Raw genomic sequence first — 21,951 nt, forward strand, 5'->3', positions numbered from 1 at the left:
AATTTTACATAAAAAAATTGCAAGCGTCAAGGGGATTAAGGAAGATTTAACAAAGGACTTATCTCCCCGCTGTAAAGAAGCGTCAGGCTGTGCATGGCCCGGGTACAGGCAACGTACAGCAGGCTTCTCTCATACGCGTCGCTGTAATGCCTGCTGTCTGCGTCCGGGATAAGGACTGCGTCAAATTCCAGCCCCTTGGCCATCTGAATAGAGGTAACGGAAACGCCGTTTTTAAACCGCGTGCCCTCTGGCGTGATCAGATGGACATTGTGTTTTTCTGAGAGCAGAGCATATAATGCCTGCGCCTCGCGATTTGTTTTCAGGATAATCCCCAGAGATGCCCAGCCGCTTTTTTCAAAAGCCCGGATTTTATTCACAAGCTTTTCAAGCATTTCCTTTTGGTTACTGCAGCGGATAACCTCCGGCAGTTCACCGTGCCGCTCCATGGGCTCCAATGCGCTGACCGGCTGTATTTTCCCGGCAAATTGTATGATCTCATAGGTGGAACGGTAGCTTTTGTTGAGCGCTATAAATTCAGCGCCGCTGTAGAGCCTTCTCATATCGTCCAGTGTATTTTGATAATTAGGATTGACACATTGTCCAAAATCGCCCAGGATGGTTTTGGGGCAGCTGTAAATACTGTTGATCACCGCGTACTGGACCGGCGTGTAATCCTGCATTTCATCGACCACCAGATGTCTTATTGACTTATTCTCCCTCAAGCCCTCAAAAGCTCTCTTAAAATACAGATATGGGTAAACATCCGCCCATTCAAAGGTCTTCTTTTCAGGCAGGACAAGCATATGTGACAGCCCTGCCTGCCGGTAAAAATTCTTATAAAGGGAAAAGGTGTTCTTCACTCTGAGCATGGCATTGAGGCTTTTCAAAATCGCACCCGGCTTTGGAAGCTCCTCTCCCCGGATATTATCCGCCTCAAACCGCTCGTGGATCGTTTCTGCCATGAGCTTCAGACGCTTTTTAAACGGCAGACCGCTGTCCGCCTCAAACATGATTTTTATCCAATCTGCCTCTGCCTTAAACCGGCCAAAGCAGTAATCCTCAGGTGCGAACACATTTTCAGGCAGGCTTTTCAGATAGGCGTCCATCTCCGTTTTAAACGCATAGCTTGATTTCAGCCGGGCCCGTTCTGCCCAGCGCGTGTCCTCAGTCTCCAGCGGATCTTTTTCCTTTTCAAACCGAAATTTTCCTTCCAGCTGTTCTTCGGCAATATCCTCAAAGCTTATCTCGTAGATAGGCTCTTCTCCCAGCTCTGGCAAAACATTTGAGATATAATCCCCAAACACCCTGTTAGGCGATAAAATTCGGATGTCCGACGCTGAAAGGTGATCCTTAAAGCGGTAAAGCAGAAAGGCGATCCGGTGCAGGGCAATGGAGGTTTTACCCGATCCCGCTACCCCCTGGATGATCATGGTTCCGGCCTTCTCGTTTCGGATAATTTGATTCTGCTCCTTCTGGATGGTGGCAATGATGGATTTCATCTTTTCATCGGAGGTATGGCTCAGCTCACGCTGCAGCACATCATCCTGGATATTGACCGAGCTTTCGAGCGCATACTCCATTTTTCCATCTTTGATTTTAAACTGCCGCTTTCGGGTCAGATGGCCTTTGATTTTACCCGAGGGGGCTTCATAGCCTGCCGGCCCCACCTCGCAGTCATAAAACATGCCTGCCACCGGCGCGCGCCAGTCACAGATCAGCAGCTCATTGTTATCATTAAAGGACGCCGGCCCAATATAATATTTTTCCGTGTCTTCTTCATTTTCATACTGAAAATCAATCCGGGCAAAGTAGGGCGAAGCCTTCAGACGCGCCAGCTTTTCCCGGACGCCCACAGTAAAGGCCCCTTTCCTGTCCAGCTGCTTTAAGGCCAGCTCATTCTGAAACATTTCATGGGGGTCAATCTCTCCCCGGTTTTCAACCATATAACGTTTTGTCTCCATATACTGCTCATCCGCCCGTCCCACTCTGTCCTCTGTGGCTTTAAGCGCTGCGTCCAGACGGCCGGCAACCGCTTCCAGATGCCTGATCTCCTCTGGAAAGGGAACTGCGCTGGTCCCACGCTCTGGCTTATGGCTTTCTTCATGCCTCATTGCTGCCCTCCTCTGTCAAGACAAAGCGCTGGGTTGGATAGCCAAACTCTACCAGAAGCTCGGCTTCGGCAAAGCCCAGCTCCATTATGGCCTGCCGGTGACCGGTGTCGGCCTTGTCACCCTCCCGGTAGGTAGTAATGCTGATCTCCCTGCCTTTATGCAGTTCACTCATCATTTTATCCAGAAACGCCCTGGGGATTCCCTGGCTGCGGTACAGCGGATGTGTCCCCATAAAATCAATGCTGCCGGTTTCGCCGGAAAAAAGCATTGCGCCGACAGCCACCTCGCCATCCTTCAGGATCAATGCCTGCCGTTTGCGGATCCGGCGTTTAAGCTCACCGACATATTCCTCCTCATACAAGTGGGGAAAACCGTCGATGACCAGGTGGACCAGAGCCATCCAGCAGGGGATATCGCCCTCGTCAGCGTAGGTGATCTTCCACTGTGTTTTTTCTGTGCTGTTTCGCATATTATAGCTCCCTTCAAATTGAAACCTCAGCTGCAGCGGATAGAATTTTTCGTTTTCCCGGTATTGGCTGGGGGACTGCTTATACATGGCCGAAAAGGCGGCTGTAAAGGCCTGCTGGCTCTCATACCCGGCCTGCAGGGCGATGTCGAGTATGGTTCTCTCCGAAAACACCAGCAGCTTGGCAGCCTCTGTCAGCTGCCGCCGGTTCCGGTACTCATGCAGGGTCAGCCCCACAGTTTTTGAAAAGACGCGGTGCAGATGGTACTTTGAGTAATGGACTGCACCGGCAATGACATCAAGATCCAGCTTTTCGGTTAGATGGTCCTCTATATAATCAATGGCGGCCTGTACTTTTTCGATGTTATTCATTACTGCCACTCCTTTCTCAGAGCATTATACCCCATTATATCGGAGGTGTTTTAATATTTCTTGCTCTTGCTTGCGCTTTTTGTCCGGGCGTCCTCCAAAAGCAGAGAAACCTCCTTCACGGCCAGAGACCGCTTGGAGGTTTCTTCTTCCGAGAGCGTTCAGCTTTCACTGCATCACGCTTTATTTTTAATGTACTTGTTAATCAAAAGATTGGCGGTGGACTGGCTGATTCCCATACGCCTGGCCACTGCCCGGCTCGATTTGTGCTTTGCATAAAGCTTGATGACCGTCTGTTTCTTAAACTCCTCAACATTGTAGGTTTCCCCGTCGGTCTCTTCCCGGTCTTCCTCCTGGTCCAGATAGCGGAAAAACAGCTCCTCATTAATAATAATGCCATCGGACAAAATGATCATGCGCTCCACAGCATTCCTGAGCTGGCGCACATTGCCTGGCCAATCATAATTATTAAAGCAGGAAAGTATCTTTTCATTGAATACCTTATTGGTATTGTAGCGCTTGTTAAAGTCGTTCAGAAAAGCGGTCGCCAGGTAGAAGATATCTTCCTTTCTTTTTCTCAGAGGCGGCAGCACGACCTTTACGGTATTGAGCCGCCAATAAAGGTCTTCTCTGAACTTTTTCTCCCGGATGGCATTCATTAAATTCTGATTGGTCGCGGCGATAATCCGGATATTGACATATTCGGGCTTGTTGCTCCCCACCGGGAAAAAACGTTTATTTTCCAGAACATCCAGAATTTTAACCTGCATGGCCGGGGACAGCTCCCCAATTTCATCGAGAAAAATGGTGCCGCCGTCGGCGTTTTTCAGAAGCCCGATTTTCCCCTTGACGTTGGCGCCGGTAAAGGCCCCGGGCATATAGCCAAACAGCTCGCTCTCTAACAGCCCGTCCGGGATGGCACCGCAGTTAATGGCCACAAAGGGCTTATGGTTTCTCGGACTGCCCTCGTGCACCATCTGGGCCAGATAGCTCTTTCCTGTGCCGCTCTCACCTAAAATCAAAATATTGCAGTCAAACTTCGCTGCCTTTTCAAGGTCTGTCAGGCACTGCTCGAACAGGATACTCTTCCCGATAATCTCATCTGAAAAGTCCAGGTTAATGGACTCAATGGGATTTCTCAGATCACGATAGCTTAAATCCACAGCGCGGATGTTATCCAGAGAGGTGGACACCATCAGCTCAAACTCATCGTTGTCATTATAGACCGGGACATTGATGCAGATCATACTCCGGTTTGTTTTATAATAAATACTTTCTGTCACGATCGCCCGGTGGGCCTGCTTTGTCATATCAAAGCTGTAAGGGTCCCATAGATCTTTCTTGGCCGTTTTGCTGTTTTTATTGATCAAGTCCTCAGGCGGTACCCCATACAAACGTATGGCCGCAGGATTGATGTAAATAATACGGCCATTTTTGTCCAGAACGTAAATTTCAGAAAAGGCATTTTCCAGAATCGTCAGCAATGTCTCACGGGGTATGGCGTTTAAATAGTCAATATATTCCTGGGAATGGGATGGCTTTGATATATCCAGCATAATTTTGTACCGATCCTTTACTTAATTTTCCATCAGCTCTTTTCAAGGCTTTACTTCTTTTATTATACCTCAGAGACGTCTTCCAGAACAGTTTAAATACTTTTTCCCATTCAAAAAGGCTGTCCGCAAATGCGTGACAGCCTGATAGCCGGGATAGCTATACTCTCCATTCCTTTGGCAGCAGCTCTTCGACCATTTTCTGCTGCTTTTTGTCCAGTTCCAGCGGTACATATTCCTCCAGCCGTTTTTTCCAGGCCAGGGTCGCGCGTTCCTGCACGCTGATGGCGTTGTCTTCTTTTTCCCAGTTAGAATACGCCTTGCGGTTGGCGATTTCTGGAAAGACAAAATCGTTGCGGTAAATCTTGGAGGTTCTGGCCAGATAATTGGCGGAATGCTCAATTTTTTCCATTTTATCCATATAGAGATTTTCTTCCTTAAACTCGACGCCTCTCAGGAAACGGCCACAGATTTTATAGGTGTCCTCATCCAGCATAAATTTCTCATAGCCCAGTGTATTAAAGGAATCCATGATCCCGGCCAGCATGTAGACCAGCTCCGGCTCACACATCAGGGCAGAAAGGCCAACCATGGTGGATTCTCTGCCGGACTGGTAGTCGTCCTGCTTGGCGTCGGACAGACAGCCGTGGGATCTCTTGGGGAGGCCGTAAAAATTGGCGAGCTCATTTTCGACAAACCATTCCACGCTGGTTTCAGCCCCGCCGCATACACAAAGTGAGTAACGGAGGTCTGTTTCCAGGGCGCAGAACTGGTAGATAACCGGCGCGCCGGGGTTTACCACCTGTGTCGCCACAATGCCCGCAAGGCGCTCGGTATTATTCTGGATAATCGCGCCAGACAGAGATGGCGGCGCTGTCAGCCCTGCAAGGCCAACGCCTGCGATACAACTGCACTGTCCGTTCTTCGCGTATTCGATGATGGTTTCACACATCAGACGGTCCCAGGTAAAGGGCGGCGCGCTGGTGATTAAGGTTGACATGAGCACCTGATCGTGAATATCATTGAATTCTTTGGCGAGCTGGATCGCCCGGCGGCAGGTTTCCCGGCTTCCGTTCAGGCCTGCCAATGGCTTATCGCTATAGATCATCGGGGTCAGCGTCATAAAATCCGTTTTGTACTGGGCCGGCACATCGTTTGGGTGCAGCAGCTCGCAGTCGATCACATCGATCACGTCGCTTGTCTGAAACAGCTTCACAAAATTGACGAAATCCTCTGCGGCAGCCGGGCGGTGTTCTCCCTCCTTAAGCACATTGACAGGCCCAAGCGAGGACTGTCCAATGGTTTTTTTCTGAGTTGTTCCAACACGGTGCTTGTGTCCTCTGGACACATAATCAAAATTTCTCGGGCAGGAGGCCAGGGCATCGTCGACCTGTTCCTCTGTTATATAGACAAGCTCGCCGTCAACCTTAAACCCTTTTTCCCGGAACATCTCCAGCAGTTCCTCCGAACAAAACCGTATCCCCTTATTCTTTAATAAGTACAATGATTTTTCGTGAATGAGCTCGATGGATTCCTGTGTGACAAAGCTTCTTGTAAAATTCCGTTTATACATATTGATACCTCCAGTATTTGATGCTGTTTAGATAATGCAATATTTATGCCAAAATCAAAAAAGCCCATTGCAGGGCGTTTAGACGCTTTTTTTCAAATACAGACCAGTCCATATTTGCTTTGATGCGAGTGAAAATCATCCGCTCGAGTGATTTTCACTCATCACTTTTCGGAAAATCATTTTAAAATCCTTGAAATCTCCCCCTTTTTCCCCTTTACTGCTTTGGCATGTTTATTGCGTGTTTATAGATAGTAAGTAAGAAAATATAAGAAGGGGGATGGCTGTTGCGACATCATCTGCAATGGCCTGAAAACAAAATGAAATCTGACAAAAAATCACCTTTTTCCATGGTTAACGGCTGGACCTTTTTTCCACCGCTTATCTTTACCGTATTGCTGACAGCTGTGGTTATGTCCAACCCGACGGTTGCCGGCAATGTACTGGAAACAGTCTTTTCCTTTATTACGGATAAATTCGCCTGGCTGTTTGACTGGTACTATCTGGCGCTCATCGTCGTTGTACTCATTCTGGCCTTTGGACCGCTCGGCAAGAAACGCTTCGGCAATGAAAAGCCTGAGTATTCTACCCTCTCCTGGCTGGGTATGATCTTTACCGGCGCCGCTGGGCTCGGCGTGCTCACCTGGACAAGCGTGGAGTGGCTTTACACCTACCAGTCACCCATGTGGGGCGTTGAGGCCGGCACAGTGGAAGCTCTCCAGCAGGCTGCCATGATGCCGTTGTTTCACTGGGGACCTGTATTCTACCTGGGCTATGCATTGATCGCTGTTCTCTTCGCCTATCAGTTTTACTGTAAAAAGGTGGACGATACCCTGCCGAGCACAGCCTGCATTTCCCTGATTGGCAAAAAACGCGCGCGGGGCGGTCTTGGTAAAACCATTGACATCATTTATATTGTCGCCCTTCTCTCCTCTGTCGTGACCTGCGTGGGCGTCAATGTCCCTACTCTGGTCGCCATCATTACCAACATTATCGGTTATGAACCACCCTTTATCGTCTCCATTGTCCTGATCATGGCCTGGAGCATTATCATGGCGATCCTTCTGTTCGCCGGTCTTAAAAAGGGAATCGGCCTGCTCAGCAATATCCGCGTGTACGTTGGCTTTGGGATTCTGGTTTTCGTTCTGCTCTTCGGGCCATCCTTCTTCATGCTCAACAGCTTTACAGACGGTCTGGGCATGCTCATGCAGAACACCCTCCACCTTGTCTGCAACACAGACCCCTATGCCAAATCCGGCATTCCCCAAAACTGGACAGTCTTTTATTACGCCTGGTACATTACCATGTCCATCCAAAACGGGGTATTTTATGGCCGTATCTCCAAAGGGCGTACTGTGCGTGAGCTTGTTCTGGGGCTTCTGGGCGCCACGGTCATCGGCACATATATGTTCTTTATCGTGTTCCAGGGCTTCTCTATCAATACCTTCCTGGAGCAGGGGCTAGATCTTGGTGCGATCCTCGCTGAGGGCGGACAGGGCGCTGCCATCGCAGCCATCTGGAAATACCTCCCCTTTGCCGGTATCCTTATGCCTGTACTCTTTATCTTTGCCAATATCTGTATGCAGACCCTCTTAAACGCCAACGCCTACAGCATGGCCATGTCCACGACCAAGGTACTGAAAAGCGGTCAGGAACCGCCTTCCTGGATCAAAATTTTCTGGTCATTGTGTATTGGCGTCATCAGTATTGCCCTGCTGATGATCGGCGGCATCCGCCCCTTCCAGACCATCACCGTCATCTGCGGCGTTCCCGCCCTTGCGATCATCGCGCTGATGGCTCTGTCCTTTTTCAAGGATATTAAAAAGAATGGCTGGAAGCTGTCCGGGGAACAGCTCCCTGAAAATATTTCCAATATTTCCGAAAAACCGATTGCGACAAAACCTGAAGATTCCCCTAAAATAAAAGCCTGAAAATTCTTATAAAGTGTAAATCATCTAAAAAATCCTCGATCTTTCACAAACTTCGAGGATTTTTTCTGTTATTTTTCAATTAAATCCGCACAATACTTTTTTACCAAACGGTAGGCTTTATTCTGCGACATATTCAGTTTTTTCTGAACGCCGGCAATTGTTTTTTCAGCGCGGTACATTTCACGGACCACCTGCCGCTCATAGGCCTCCATCATCACATCAAAGTTCAGACTGTCCGCATTGCTCACTCTGTCCTCCTCCTTAAAAATATAGTCGGGCAGCTTATCCGGCTGTATGGTATATCCCGGTGACAGAATATAGCACCGGTCAATGACATTTTTCAGCTCCCGGATATTGCCTGGCCAATGATATTTTAAAAGCAGCGGCAAAAACTGTGACGAAAACTTTTTTTGAATGGTATTATTCTGATTGTTTATTTTCAGAAAATGAAAGGCAAGTGGTATAATATCATCCTTCCGATCTCTGAGCGGAGGAATTTTAGACATAATGGCATTAATCCGCCAGTACAGGTCCTCCCGAAATTTTCTTTCCTCAATGAGCTTCTCAAGATTCTGGTTGGTCGCTGTCAAAATTCTGACATCTGCTTCCACATAGGTTTCTGATCCAATGGGAAGAAATTTTCCCGATTCAATCACGTATAACAGCTTTGCCTGCAAGGATAAAGGCAAATCACCAATTTCATCTAAAAACAGCGTTCCACGGTCCGCCAGCTGGATCAGTCCCTTCTTTCCTTTTCCACCAGCGCCGGTAAAGGCATGGGGCACATAGCCAAAAAGCTCAGACTCCAGCAGATTCTCAGGAATCGCCGCACAGTTGATGGCCCAAAAGGGCTGATCTTTTCGGTCACTGGCATCATGGATAAATTTAGCGATTAAGGATTTCCCCACTCCTGACTCTCCCAGAATTAAAATCGGTGTTTTTGATTTTGATGCCCGCCTTAAAAGCACCAGCTCTTTCATATAATTCTGGCTTTCGCCAATAATATTTTTAAAAGGGCTCTCCTGCTCGCCGGAAATTCCTGACTCCTCTTCGTAAACCTTATCAAAGCTCTCGATGTTCTCCTGAATAACCGAAACCATCAGCTCCAGCTCCTGATCATTGTCAAGCACCGGGTTGATGATGGTCGTCAGAACTTCCTGTGAGTTAAAATGCATCTGCCTGTAAAAAAGCGTACGCCTGACCTCAAGCATCTCTTTATAGGCAGGCGGGCTGACAACCCCCTGCCATATCCCCCAGTTACGCAGTGCCACCATCTCCTCCGGTCTCTTTCCATAATGCCTGGTAACCGCCGGATTAACATAAATGGTATTTCCTTCCCTGTCATTTACTAAAATCCCGGTGAAAATATTTTCAAGTATTTTAATATACATTTCCTTCGGAAGCGCATTCAGGTATTCCATATACTCCGCGCTGTGCTTAAATTCATTATCCATGTTATCTCCCCCTTTTTCGCTATCATACCACTGCCTACCCGCACAGACAATAGTTAATTTCAGATGGGCAAAATTGTCATTTCATTTAATTTTAGTTTAAACGCTTAATTTTTTTGCATCTTTTTCCTTTAAAACCGCCATTTACTGAGTTGGCACAATTATTGCTTTACTAAATGGCATGTACAAATTAATTGACATTACCGGTAATGTTTTACTTAAGGAGAAAACACTATGTATCTAAATCGTAATCTACATGAAAAATTCATGAGTCCCAACGACATCCAGATGATTCATGAATACACATTAAAGGTTCTAGACGAAATCGGAATAATTTTTGAAAGCGAGCGTGCTTTGGAGGTTTTCAAACATCATGGCGCCCGTGTTGATGGAGAAACCGTCTATATCAGTGAACAGCTTTTACACGAGGCGCTTAAAACCGCACCCTCAGAATTTGAATTATTTGCACTGGATAATTCTGTTAAAATCGGCAAACGTTACGAGCCTGTTACCGTTGGTAATCCGGCACATTTCCAAATCATCCATACAGATGGTTCTATCAAAAACACCACTCTGGACGATGTCGTCAATTTCCATAAGCTGGCAGAAACCAGCGAGGTCATACGCATGAGCACCAGCGTTGGTTACGATACAGACGATATTGATAAAACATTGGACAACATGTATATGCCCTATGTCGCTCTGGGCCTCAAGTACAGCTCCAAACCAGTTTATCAGGCAAACGCAGTCACCCCACTGAATTGGAAGAATAAAGATTTAACCGAAGCGGCCAGGGAAATTGCCGTCTTTCATAAAAAATTCTTTGACATCTGGGACAAGCCAGTCGTGCTGTCAAACCTTGCCCTCCTTTCACCGTTGGCTGTTGGCAGCGAGGTTCTCGCAAATATGTTTGGTCTCATCGAAGAAAATCAGCCAGTCATTTTTATCGACTGCGGCATGACAAATCTTACCTCACCGCCAACCCTGATGGGCTCAATCATTCAGAGCAACGCAACGCTTCTCGCAGCCATCGTACTAACACAGCTTGTTAACCCAGGTGTACCAGCCATGTTCGGAAGCGTGAGCGGACCGACGGATATGCGCACTTTACAGCTCGCTGTCGGCGCCCCTGAATCTATGCTTATTCAAATGGGTTTGCTGGCAATGGGACGCTTTTACAACCTGCCGATCCGGACGGGTGTTGGTGTTTCCAGCGCTCTGGACGCCGACTATCAGGCCGGCGCGGAAACCATGATGATGCTGACAACGGGCCTTGTCGGAAAATCTGACTTTATCCTGAACACAGCCGGGCCGCTGGCAACCTACAATATGGGCAGCTACGAAAAATATGTGCTGGATGAAATAACAGCCAGTTATCTGAAACGCGTGAATCAGGGGATTATGATCTCCGATAAAAAAGCCTGCTTTGATCTGATGAAAAAGGTAGGGCCAAGAGGAGACTACCTCAAGGGTAGAACCTCCAGAGATTACCGTGAGGAACACTATCTGCCAAAGATTTTCAACCGTCATGGCGGAAACTCGACAGTTCTTATTGAACAAAATGGCACCTTAAGAGACAGAGCTGGCAGAGAAGTAAAGGAACGTCTTGAGGCTTACCAGCTTCCAGAAACCACAAAGACTCAGCAAAAACTGCTCAACGAATACCTGCCGCCGCAATTCCGTTATTGATGTCTATTGTTAAAAGTTTTTTCACATTCGATCATTCTGCCTTCCAGGGAACCTGTATGAAAGCCTCTGCCTTTCATACAGCTCCCTCTTAACCTTAAAAGGAGGTCTTACACATGAATCAGACAATGTCCAAAGGTAAGCGCAATCTTATTCTGGTACTGCTGAGCTTCTTGGCCGGCATGGTGTTTTTTATTCCATATTTTCGTTTATCCTACTATGATCAGATGATCCGTATTTTAGGGCTTACCAATACCCAGCTCGGTTTTATCGGCACATCTGTGGCTTTTATCAATTTTATTTGCTATATTCCCAGCGGTTATATGGCCGACAAGTTTAACTCCAAAACTCTGTTGGTTATCAGCGCTTTCGGCATGGCGGCCACGTCCCTTATCTACTCTCTGCTCCCTTCCTACACCATCATTTTAATCATTCATGGGTTCTTTTCAATTTTCAGCATCCTGACTTTCTGGTCCCCCTATTTAAAATATTTAAGAATGCTGGGAAATGAGTCCGAACAGGGAAAAATCTTCGGCTTGAGCGAGGCCTTCAGAGGTGTTATCGCCACGGTTATCTCATTTTTATGCCTGTGGGTTCTTGGGATCTTCACCAATGAAACTCTCGGCTTTCAGGCTGTGATCTGGGTAAATGTCGCTCTCTTTATCCTCATTGCCGTTGCCCTTATTTTTATCCTGCCAAAGGATATCAAGGAAGCGTCCAATCATTCAGCGGCTGCAAAGCTTCGCCTGATCGATGCGCTTAAATTAAAAGGTACCTGGCTGACAATTTTTGTTATCGCCTGCGGCATCACTATTTACATTGCGTGCACAGGCTATCTGGGGACTTATACCACGCAAATCCTCAATCTGCCAGAGAATATCGCCAGCGCTATTTCAATTGTGCGCAACTATATTATTGTTTTTCTTTCTGGTGTCATTGGCGGTATCATTGCCGACAAGCTATCAACCAAAAGCAAAGCCGTAGCTATTTTCTTTGCCTGTTCAGCGGCCATCAGCCTGTTTCTGATTTTCAGCAGTCAAATTATCGCCCTGTCAATCATCTTGACACTGGTTCTGTCCCTTTGTTTTAACGCCATCAAATCAACCTATTGGTCTGTCATGGGTGAAGCCGGAATTCCACTAGAGATGACGGGCATCTGCACGGGCGTTATTTCCTGTATTGGCTTTATCCCTGAAATTATCGTCAGCCCTGTCGCGGGGTCCTGGATCGATGCCGCTGCCGCTGCTGGCAACCTCCAAGCTGGTTTCAACAAGATTTTTATTTTAATTGCTGTCGCTGGCGTTCTCGGAATTCTTGCAAGCTTTTTGGTTGACAGAGAATGGAAAAGTGCTGGAAATAAATTTGAAAATTGATACAATACCGGGCAGACAGCCGAAAATATAAACGCCGCAGCCCTTTGGCAGCCCTGCGTAAAGGCTCCCAAAGGGGTCTCACCAGACATACTTTTTAACCGTCCTTTTTCATTAAATCCATACAGTACTTTTTAACAAGCCGGTAGGCCTTATTTTGAGACAGCCCGAGCTCTCTCTGCACACTCGCGATGGTCTTTTCTTTTTTAAATACCTCCCGTATAAGCTGCCGCTCAAAGGAATCCATAATCGAGTCATAATCATTGGAGGCGCTTTCATAGTAGCTGTCCTCCAAAAGCGAAATATCCTTCGGCAGCTTATCAGGATAGATCGTGTACCCTGGAGAAAGGATATAACAACGGTCGATCACGTTTTTTAATTCCCGAACATTTCCCGGCCAGTCATACTGCAGCAGTAAAGGTAAAAATTCCGGCGCAAAAAACTTCTGTATAGTATGGGTTTTATTGTTTAGCTTCAGAAAATGGAAAGCCAGGGGCACAATATCAGCCTTTCTCTTCCTTAGCGGCGGAATCGTTGATGAAATCGCATTGATCCTCCAGTATAAGTCCTCCCTGAACTTCTTTTTGGAAATACGTTTTTTCAAATTTTGGTTTGTCGCCGTAATAATCCGCACATTGGCCTCCATGTATGTTTCTGAACCAATGGGAAGAAACTTTCCAGTCTCAATAACATACAGTATTTTCGCCTGAAGCGACAGCGGAAGATCACCAATTTCATCCAGAAACAATGTTCCTCCATCAGCCAGCTGGATCAACCCTTTCTTTCCCTTGCTGGAAGCGCCTGTAAAAGAATGGGGTGCGTAGCCAAACAGCTCAGACTCCAACAGATTTTCCGGAATGGCCGCACAGTTAATATCCATAAAGGGCTTATCCTTCCGGTCACTGGAATCATGAATATATTTTGCGGCGAGCGATTTTCCAACGCCGGATTCCCCTAATAACAATATCGGTGTTTTCGACTTAGCCGCACGCCTCAGAAGCACGAGCTCTTTCAGGTAATTCCGGCTTTCGCTTACAATGTTTTTGAAAGGACTGATGCTGTCTTTAGCTTTGACAAACCTCATCTGATTTTCTTCATAGGTTTTGTCAAAATCTGTAATATTCTCCTGTAAAACGCCAACCATTAACTCCAGTTCATTATTTTCATCCATGACCGGTGTCGCAATGGTTGTCAATATTTCCTGCGAGTTAAAATGCATTTGGCGATAAAAAAGCGTTCTCTGCTTTTCCAGCATTTCTTTATATACAGGCGGGCTTACTATGCCCTGCCATATTCCCCAATTTGGAAGATCAATGAGCTCCTCCGGCGTTTTCCCATAATGCCGCGTCACCGCCGGATTGGCGTAAATGGTATTTCCATCCTTATCATTCACATAGATACCTGTAAAAATATTTTCCAATATTTTTATGTAAGTTTCTTTTGGCAATGACGCTAAATATTTCTGGTATTTCTCACTGTGTTTTTGTGTGTTTTCCATGGTCTCTCCCCCTTTATTCATTATTATATATATTCAGATGGAAAACACCAGGGATTTTTAGGTAATATTAAATATTTTTAGATGATTATTTTAGTCTATTTATTGAAACAGCCTGTTTTTCCCGCTTTTATAATTTGGCATGGTTTTTGCGTTAAAAAAGTACATGCGCATTTAAACAAACAGATTATCGATAATCCGGCAAACACTTAATTTGGGGAAATTGTATTTTTAAAAGTCTCATTTTCTTCAAAATCTGGAAAGGATCAAAAAATGGAACAACAATTAACACGGAGAAAAAGAAATATTATTCTGATTCTCTTAAGCTTTCTGGCTGGAATGGTTTATTTCATTCCTTATTTCCAATTAACCTACTATGACCAGATGATCCGAATTTTAGGCCTTACCAATACACAACTCGGATTCATCGGGACGGCCGTTGCTCTTGTCAATTTTATTTGCTATATTCCCAGCGGGTATATGGCTGATAAGTTTGATGCAAAGCTGCTCCTGATTTTAAGTGCTGTAGGAATGGCTGTCACTTCTCTTGTCTATTCTTTACTGCCTTCCTACACAATCGTTTTAATCATCCACGGCTTTTTTGCGATATTCAGCATTTTAACCTTTTGGTCCCCTTATCTCAAATACTTGAGAATGCTTGGCGATGAGAGCGAGCAAGGAAAAATTTTTGGGATGAGCGAGGCCTTCCGAGGCGTTATGGCTACTGCAATTTCATTCTTATGCCTTTGGATTTTAGGGTCGATTGGTAATGAAGCTCTTGGTTTCAGAACTATTATATGGGTTAACGTCGCTTTCTTTATTATCATTGCCGTTGCACTGGCCATTGTACTGCCAAAAGACATAAAGGAGCATGACCAGACCGCAGACTGCGAAAAAAGCTACCGCATGATCGACGCGTTAAAGCTTAAAGGGACCTGGCTGACCATCTTTGTTATCGCCTGTGGTATTACGGTTTATATGTGCTGCACTGGCTATTTAGGCACCTACACAACACAAATTCTCAAGCTTCCCGAAAGCATTGCAAGTACCATTTCTATTTTTAGAAATTACATTATTGTTTTCCTTTCAGGAATTATCGGTGGTGTCATCGCGGATAAAATGTCAACCAAAAGCAAGGCTGTCTCAGTCTTCTTTGCTCTTACCTGCATCCTTGGTCTTTCGCTCATTTTCAGCAGCAAAGTGGCAGCTTTATCCATCGCACTTACACTGTTTCTTTCGCTTTGCTTTAACGCTATCAAATCAACCTACTGGTCTGTTATGGGTGAAGCTGGCATTCCCATCGAAATGACCGGAATGTGTACCGGTGTTATTTCCTGCATTGGTTTTATTCCTCAGATTCTCGTCAGTCCCATTGCAGGTTCCTGGATTGATGCCGCGACAGCCGCTGGAAACATTAACGCGGGTTTTAACAAAATATTTATCTTACTGGGAGCAGCCAGCGCTCTCGGCATTGTCGCCTGTCTGCTGATTCATAAAGAATACACCAAAAAACAAACAGACTAACAGCTTATCTTCATTGTGAAAGGAGCTTAAATGAAAGAATTATTTCAAAAAATGGACAAGCCTGTATTTATATCCGCTTTTCTGGTCTGCGGACTCTTAGTCCTCAGTTTCTTTATCGCCCCTGTCCAAATGAACCAGATTTCTGAAAGAATATTTAATTTTCTTATGCAGAACTTCAAATGGTGCTTTGTTTTAGCCGCTGACATCATTATTGTTTTCTGTTTATTTATTGCTTTCAGTAAATATGGACGTATCCGCTTAGGCAAAGATACGGATAGACCTGAATTTAGTAATTTAAGCTGGTTTGCAATGATGTTCAGCGCCGGGATGGGCGTTGGCCTTATCTTCTTCGGCGTTACTGAGCCCATGTCTCATTTTATGGATCCACTGACCACACAAGCCTGGACAGGAGCCGCGGCCACTGAAAGTATGTATATTACTTTTTTTCATTGGGGCATTCATCCCTGGGCAATTTATGCTTCTGTGGCACTGCCCTTCGCTTATTTTCATTACCGCAAGAAAACAAGCCCTCTGGTCAGTTCCTGTGTTGCGCCTCTGTTTCCAGGCAGAAAACACCGTCTGCTGAATATCTCCCTCGATACCCTCACCATTATCATCACGCTTTTAGGCATTTCAATTTCCTTTGGAATGGGAGCGCTTCAAATCAGCTCCGGCTTAAACATTGTGTTCGGAATTCCAAACACAATGCTCACAACCATTTGTGTCATTATTGCAGGGACAATCGCGTTTACCCTTTCGTCAATGCTCGGTATAGAAAAGGGCATGAAACGCATCAGTGACTTTAACATGCAGCTCGCAATAGCCTTTATTATTTTTGTCTTTATTTTCGGACCAACTATCTATTGCGTAAATACACTTATTGAAGGAATTGGCGGTTATTTATCTCATTTTATTACTCTCTCCTTTTTTACCGATGCACAACAAACCATAGAAACAGTTAAAGGGTACAACTGGATGAGTAACTGGACGATCTTTTACTGGGCAATGTGGATTCTCTGGTCCCCTTTTGTTGGAATTTTTATTGCAAAAATATCCAAAGGACGCACCATCCGTGAGTTTATTACAGTTGTCTTACTAATCCCTACGCTGTTTAGCTGCATTTGGTTTTCTGTTATTGGGGGTAGCGCTTTAAAAATGAGCCAAAACGGCAACGGCATAATCGTCGAAGCGGTTCTCAAGGACAGTACCGGCGGTATCTTTGCACTGCTTCAAAATTTACCAGTACCGCTGGTGTCCTGCGTATTGATTATGATCAGCCTGGCTATTTTCTTTATTACCTCCGCAGATGCATCTACTCAGGTGCTTGTTACCATGAGCTGCAAAGGCGAAGAAATCAGCAGTCATTTTTTCAGAGTTTTATGGAGTATTTTGATCGGTGCTTTAGCCTGCATGCTTATTTTTTCAGGCGGTATCAATGCAATGCAGCAGGTCTCTGTTTTCTTCACCTTACCCTATATTATTGTCATACTGCTCTTATTACTCAGCTTCTTTCTGAGTTTAAAAAAAGAAAACAAAATTTAAAATTAATTTAAAGGAGTCTCATTATGAAAAACTATGAAAATTATATCAGCAAATCAGAAATTGAAAAAATTCACGAGTATACGCTTCGTATTCTATCGGAAATAGGCATTAAATTTGAACACGAAGGCGCCCTGACACTTTTTAAAAAACACGGCGCAAGGGTCGAAAACGAAACCGTATTTATCCCCGAGTCCCTTCTTAACGAGGTTTTGAAATATGCAAAAAAACAGTTTACCATCAAATCTTGCAAAGGCAATCTTGAAATTGGGAGCGGCCAGCAGTACGGTGTTCCCATTTTAGGGAATGTATACAGACATCATAACCACGGTGGCATTAAAAAAATGACAAATCAGGATGTCATCGACCAATTCAAGCTTTCAGACACCAGCGATATTACAAAGGTATCTACTATGAATTACTTTCTAAGCTATGATGATTCTTATTCTGAGAACCAGAAAGTATTTGGTAATGTCGCGATGGTTTTAAAATACAGTCAAAAACCTATGCTGATGTCTGCCCCAAACACATTTATCATCGACAGCAAGGAAAAAGGCTCGGAAGCTTACCGAAAAAGCCTTGAACTTGTTAACCGTTTTGAGGGAACAGAAGGCACCCATAGCGCTTATGTCGTAAACACATTATCGCCTCTGACCCTGGATCACGACCCCATCGAACGTATTTTTATTTTAGCCGAAACACAACAGGCAATGATCATTACCCCATGCGCAATGCCGCTGATGACAGCGCCTCCTTCATTGGCGTCAATGATTGCAATGACAAACGCTGAAATTCTGGCTGGTTACACCCTCGCCAAACTGGTCAACCCAGATGCCAATATTGTCTATGGAAACACCTCTGCGGCAACCGATATGCGTACCATACAATTAGCGATCGGCTCTCCCGAGTGCTCACTGGTTATCTATGCCGTAGCCGGACTGGCAGACCTATACGGCCTGCCCTTTAGAACCGGCGGTTCCCTGAGTGACGCGAAGGAGCTGGATGTACAGGCTGGCGCGGAATCAATGATGAATATTTTAACAACACGTAATGCCGGTGCCGATATCGTCTTCCACACCTGCGGTTGCATGGGCTCCTTTAATGTATCTGATTTCGAAAAATTTTTAGTCGATGAAGAAATACATCATATGGCCTGCCGGATGACTGAGGGGATTAACTGCAATGATGAAAACTTCTGCTTTGACCTTTTGAAAAAAACAGGTCCCCGCGGCGTTTTCTTAAAAGGACGCACGCCAAAAATGTACCGGGAAGAAGTTTATCTGCCAAAATATTTTAATAAGGACGACCCAAACCAATGGCAAAACAAAGGCAGCATCTCTGTAAATGACCGGGTCGAAGACGAAGTTAAAAAAAGACTGGAAAGCTTTGTTCCTGCGGACATAACAAAAGAACAGGCCGAAATTCTTAATCCTTATATTCACGAAAAATATCGAGATATGTTATAATTAAAACAGACAAAAAGAGGCGGCAGCCCTGTGAAGGGGCGGCTGCCTCTTTTGCATACGCGTCATCTAAAATGTAATAATTCCTTTTTTCATTATCTTGCGGTCCAGCAGCTTTTCATAGGCTGCGATGCTGTCGTCAAACTTAAAGTAATCCGAAATAAAATCTTTAATTTCCAGCTGCCCAGAGCGCATCCATTCCAGAACCTGCTCATGGGCTTTTCCTTCTTCGCTTTTTCTTGGCATCTGTTGGTAAATAACACGCCAGTTGTAATCGGCCTGGCTGAAATCAATGGTAATTTCTTCCTTTTCAGGCACGCCGTAACACAGCACTGCCCCACGGTCCTTGATCAACCCCATGCCCTGGTTTACAATGGCCGGTGAGCCGGCAGCGTCCAGTACAAAATCTACGCCTTCCGGGAAAATCTTCCGCACTTCCTCCCGCACATCCTGATCCCTGCTGTTGATCAGATATGTGGCGCCATGCGCTTTGGCCTGCTCCAGCTTTTCCGGCACAATATCGCAGGCAATCAGGTTTTTAACCCCCAGCAGACTCATAAACTTCATATAGGTCAGCCCAACCGGACCGCAGCCAAAGACCACAACAGAATCGGTGGGCTGGATACCGAAGTAACGGATGGAGGATAAAACCTCGCGGAAGGTAATGATCATGACCGCGTCTACCGGGTCCAAGTCGTCATCAAGCACTGTCTGGGCAAAGGCGCATTCCGGCGCTTCTCCTTCAGGATAAGCCAGCGGGTCGCATACTACAGCGTACTCACTCAGCGCACCCCAGCCCGAGCCCAGTCCGGGCAGGTTTTCCGGGTCTGGATCAACAAAGGGAAGCAGCACCTTATCGCCAGGTTTTAACCCCTTTACCTCTGCGCCGACTTCAACGACCTCGCCCACGCCTTCATGGCCCAGCATAATGGGGTATACCGATTCCGGAAAGCCTTTAAAGGTGCGGTGAAGCAGCTTTACATCTGTACCGCACATACCACAGGCAATTGTTTTAACCAATGCCTGATGCGCATCATATTTTGGCTTATTTACCTCTTCAAGTGACATGCTTCCGTCTTTTCCAACAACGAATGTTCTCATTATTAACTCCTCCTCTGGATCATGCCTGCGCCCTATTGTATTTCCCCTAATGAAAACAACACGCAGATTCATGTTTTAATGTAATTACATAATAACGTAAGTTCTTTAATAGGTATATTAGCATAGTCTCAGAAGAAAAGCAATACAATTTTTTAAATAAACCGAGTCACAATTTCCGGATTGTGCATCAGCAGGCTTGCGAGTCCCACAATTACCACTAAAATGAGAATGCAGATAATATGGGTCTTTTTATGCATTGCCAGAATGGCCACATACTCCCGAAGCAGAGCGTTATACCAAAAATAAAATTTTGTTTTCGCGCCAATCCCCTGCGCCTTGAGGTTTGCCTTTCGGGCATATATACTCGCGCGGAACACATGGTAATTCGAAGTTGAGAACAAAATACGCAGATGCTTCATATCCTGCTCCCGGCTCTCGATAATTCGTCTGGAAAACAGCATATTTTCATAGGTATTTTTAGACTGGTCCTCGACCAGAATATGATCCTCTGAAATCCCTTGCTCCAGGGCGTACTGTTTCATGGCTTCGCTCTCGGCAATCTGCTCGTCGCCTCCCTTGCCGCCAGACATGATGAGCATGGGCGGTTTCTTTTTTTTATCCGCCTGCCGCCGGTAAACCTTAAGGGCCCGGTCAATCCGGCCAGCCAGCAGGGGCGTAACTCTATTACCGCCCATCAGGCCAGATCCCAGCACAATGATATAGTCCTGCCTGAGAAGCGGCCTGTAAATCCCATAAATAAAGGACGAAAGGATAAAATTCGAAAATATCAGCAGCAGGTATAACAAAATTGTGTTGACCAGCAGCATAATAACTGAGAGCACATCATTGATCTCGACGTTTTTAAAGGAAACCATCCCCAAAAACAGCCACAGCAAAATACCAATGCCCACCAGAAGACTGAGCAGATTGGCTTTGCTCCGCCCTTCCTTTCTCAGCAGCGTCACCGCGCTGTAAAAGGAAATCGCCAAAATAATAAATACACCCGTCAGTAAAATCAGGGTGACAATTATCCCGATAATGACCACCAGGAAAAATAAAAACGGGTTTCCCGTCTCACCCGCCAGCATGACAAGTGAAAGACCGCTGATCATCAATAAGATAAAAAACAGAAACCCATTGATCAGCCTTCTTCTATCCTGCAAGTACACAAGCAGAAAGAATAAAAGATAAATGAGATTAATCACATATAAGAGCATCGTATTTCTCCTTATTTTCAACTTTTATTATCCTTATACCCATTTCGATATTGTTCCTACCGCGTAAAGCGCTACATAAAGAAAAACGCCTGATGTCAGGCGTTCCTCTTTATATAATAATTTAATTAGGGAGCATTATAATTATGCCAGAAGCATTGGCAGAATCGAAAAATTAAAAATTTGCAGCACAGCGATGGTAAAGGCCGGCGGGTCGATATGACTGTCGGCATTCGTATTGAAGGTACGGGCCGCGATGTCGCAGAGCACAGCGCCGATCATACCGATAATAACACCGCCGATAATCGACAGCACAGCATTCTGAGTTACCGCAAAAACTGTGAGCACCGTCGTCGCCGCCGGTAAAATGATCTGGTGAAGGTTTTCCATTGGCAGCTTCATGGGCAGCCACAAAAAACAGATTGCCGCAATCCCAAAGGCAAAAGAACCCATGTTGTTAAACAGGTACATGGCCTCCTGAGAGCCGTCAAGCCCCATCTGCCCAAGCGCCACGGTGATACAGCCTACCAGCAGGCTGCTGCCGGCGCCCAGCACCAGAAGAAAGGTAAATCTGTTTTTATCTGGCAGGAAGACATGCTTCTCTCCTTCCCATTTTCCAAGGAAGCCGCTCGTCCCAAGTGTGAGGCGGGTGAGCAGGCCGTTTAAGAACACGGTGATGGCGACTGTATCAGTCCAGCCTGCCAGATTGAGCACATTCACCCCGAACAGATCCGAGATTACAAACTCAATGAGATAGCCGGCAACGCCAAACACCCCGCCGACCAGCAGCGCAGCGCCGTCATTGTATTTACACAGCGGCGTAATAATATCTGCGCCGCTCTCCATCTTTCCCCTGCGCATAAGATAAGCGCCGGCGGCCGCCGCGCCGCAGAAAGAAATATGCGGCCCAAACCACGAGCCAAAGCTGACAAAGGGTATCATCGGCGCACCGGCCGCCCCTCCAAGAATAGCTGCAACAACAGTGATCCCTGTAAAAATAAATGCTGTTACCCCGCCGATACACGCACCGAACACGCCGCCGCCAAAGGCGGCAATTAACATCAAAATATCCATATTATCAAATCCCCTTATTTATCCTCTAATCAAC

15 protein-coding genes are annotated in these 21,951 nt (G+C 45.8%); 6 read left to right on the plus strand and 9 right to left on the minus strand.

Annotated elements, in window-relative coordinates:
- Positions 1-35: 35 nt before the first annotated feature.
- The 4 genes from CPZ25_RS11220 to CPZ25_RS11235 all read right to left on the minus strand — a co-directional run bounded on the left by CPZ25_RS11220 (position 36) and on the right by CPZ25_RS11235 (position 6,072).
- Positions 36-2,111, minus strand: a complete 2,076-nt coding sequence (locus CPZ25_RS11220) for a HelD family protein (RefSeq protein WP_096918571.1) — start codon at positions 2,109-2,111, stop codon at positions 36-38.
- Complete coding sequence (locus CPZ25_RS11225; protein ID WP_096918570.1) at positions 2,101-2,949, minus strand: helix-turn-helix domain-containing protein; 849 nt, start codon at positions 2,947-2,949, stop codon at positions 2,101-2,103. Before CPZ25_RS11225 ends, CPZ25_RS11220 begins: the two co-directional genes overlap by 11 nt.
- A gap of 173 nt (positions 2,950-3,122) precedes the next feature.
- Positions 3,123-4,502, minus strand: coding sequence for a sigma-54 interaction domain-containing protein (locus CPZ25_RS11230; RefSeq protein WP_058693278.1), 1,380 nt, complete (start codon positions 4,500-4,502; stop codon positions 3,123-3,125).
- A gap of 157 nt (positions 4,503-4,659) precedes the next feature.
- Complete coding sequence (locus CPZ25_RS11235) at positions 4,660-6,072, minus strand: trimethylamine methyltransferase family protein (protein ID WP_096918569.1); 1,413 nt, start codon at positions 6,070-6,072, stop codon at positions 4,660-4,662.
- Positions 6,073-6,356: 284 nt separating this feature from the next.
- Between CPZ25_RS11235 and CPZ25_RS11240 the strand changes: the two genes are divergently transcribed.
- Positions 6,357-8,000, plus strand: a complete 1,644-nt coding sequence (locus CPZ25_RS11240; RefSeq protein WP_074617787.1) for a BCCT family transporter — start codon at positions 6,357-6,359, stop codon at positions 7,998-8,000.
- 68 nt (positions 8,001-8,068) lie between these two features.
- On the opposite strand, the gene CPZ25_RS11245 is transcribed toward CPZ25_RS11240, so the two are convergent.
- On the minus strand, positions 8,069-9,454 hold the full coding sequence (locus CPZ25_RS11245) for a sigma-54 interaction domain-containing protein (protein WP_096918568.1): 1,386 nt from the start codon (positions 9,452-9,454) through the stop codon (positions 8,069-8,071).
- Positions 9,455-9,685: 231 nt separating this feature from the next.
- Here CPZ25_RS11245 and CPZ25_RS11250 point away from each other — a divergent pair, with 231 nt between their 5' ends.
- Both CPZ25_RS11250 and CPZ25_RS11255 read left to right on the plus strand, forming a co-directional pair.
- A complete protein-coding gene (locus CPZ25_RS11250) occupies positions 9,686-11,140 on the plus strand; it encodes a trimethylamine methyltransferase family protein (protein WP_074617785.1) in 1,455 nt (484 codons plus the stop codon).
- Positions 11,141-11,253: 113 nt separating this feature from the next.
- Complete coding sequence (locus CPZ25_RS11255) at positions 11,254-12,510, plus strand: MFS transporter (RefSeq protein ID WP_074617784.1); 1,257 nt, start codon at positions 11,254-11,256, stop codon at positions 12,508-12,510.
- 94 nt (positions 12,511-12,604) lie between these two features.
- On the opposite strand, the gene CPZ25_RS11260 is transcribed toward CPZ25_RS11255, so the two are convergent.
- Positions 12,605-14,005: a sigma-54 interaction domain-containing protein gene (locus CPZ25_RS11260; protein ID WP_074617783.1), complete on the minus strand. Its 1,401-nt coding sequence runs from the start codon at positions 14,003-14,005 to the stop codon at positions 12,605-12,607.
- Positions 14,006-14,275: 270 nt separating this feature from the next.
- Between CPZ25_RS11260 and CPZ25_RS11265 the strand changes: the two genes are divergently transcribed.
- The 3 genes from CPZ25_RS11265 to CPZ25_RS11275 are packed head-to-tail and all read left to right on the plus strand — an operon-like array spanning position 14,276 to position 18,531.
- Positions 14,276-15,526 (plus strand): MFS transporter, encoded by a 1,251-nt coding sequence (locus CPZ25_RS11265; RefSeq protein WP_096918567.1) that lies wholly within the window; start codon positions 14,276-14,278, stop codon positions 15,524-15,526.
- Positions 15,527-15,556: 30 nt separating this feature from the next.
- A complete protein-coding gene (locus CPZ25_RS11270) occupies positions 15,557-17,068 on the plus strand; it encodes a BCCT family transporter (RefSeq protein ID WP_096918566.1) in 1,512 nt (503 codons plus the stop codon).
- A gap of 23 nt (positions 17,069-17,091) precedes the next feature.
- A complete protein-coding gene (locus tag CPZ25_RS11275) occupies positions 17,092-18,531 on the plus strand; it encodes a trimethylamine methyltransferase family protein (RefSeq protein WP_096918565.1) in 1,440 nt (479 codons plus the stop codon).
- 66 nt (positions 18,532-18,597) lie between these two features.
- Here the strand turns inward: CPZ25_RS11275 and CPZ25_RS11280 are convergent, their stop codons facing one another.
- The 3 genes from CPZ25_RS11280 to CPZ25_RS11290 all read right to left on the minus strand — a co-directional run bounded on the left by CPZ25_RS11280 (position 18,598) and on the right by CPZ25_RS11290 (position 21,917).
- Complete coding sequence (locus tag CPZ25_RS11280; RefSeq protein WP_058693275.1) at positions 18,598-19,629, minus strand: zinc-dependent alcohol dehydrogenase; 1,032 nt, start codon at positions 19,627-19,629, stop codon at positions 18,598-18,600.
- A 152-nt stretch (positions 19,630-19,781) separates the two neighbouring features.
- On the minus strand, positions 19,782-20,846 hold the full coding sequence (locus tag CPZ25_RS11285; RefSeq protein WP_096918564.1) for a YdcF family protein: 1,065 nt from the start codon (positions 20,844-20,846) through the stop codon (positions 19,782-19,784).
- 141 nt (positions 20,847-20,987) lie between these two features.
- Positions 20,988-21,917, minus strand: a complete 930-nt coding sequence (locus tag CPZ25_RS11290; protein ID WP_058693273.1) for a DUF7973 family transport facilitator — start codon at positions 21,915-21,917, stop codon at positions 20,988-20,990.
- Positions 21,918-21,951: the final 34 nt, after the last annotated feature.

It is taken from the genome of Eubacterium maltosivorans, assembly GCF_002441855.2.
GTDB classification, from domain to species: Bacteria; Bacillota; Clostridia; order Eubacteriales; family Eubacteriaceae; genus Eubacterium; species Eubacterium maltosivorans.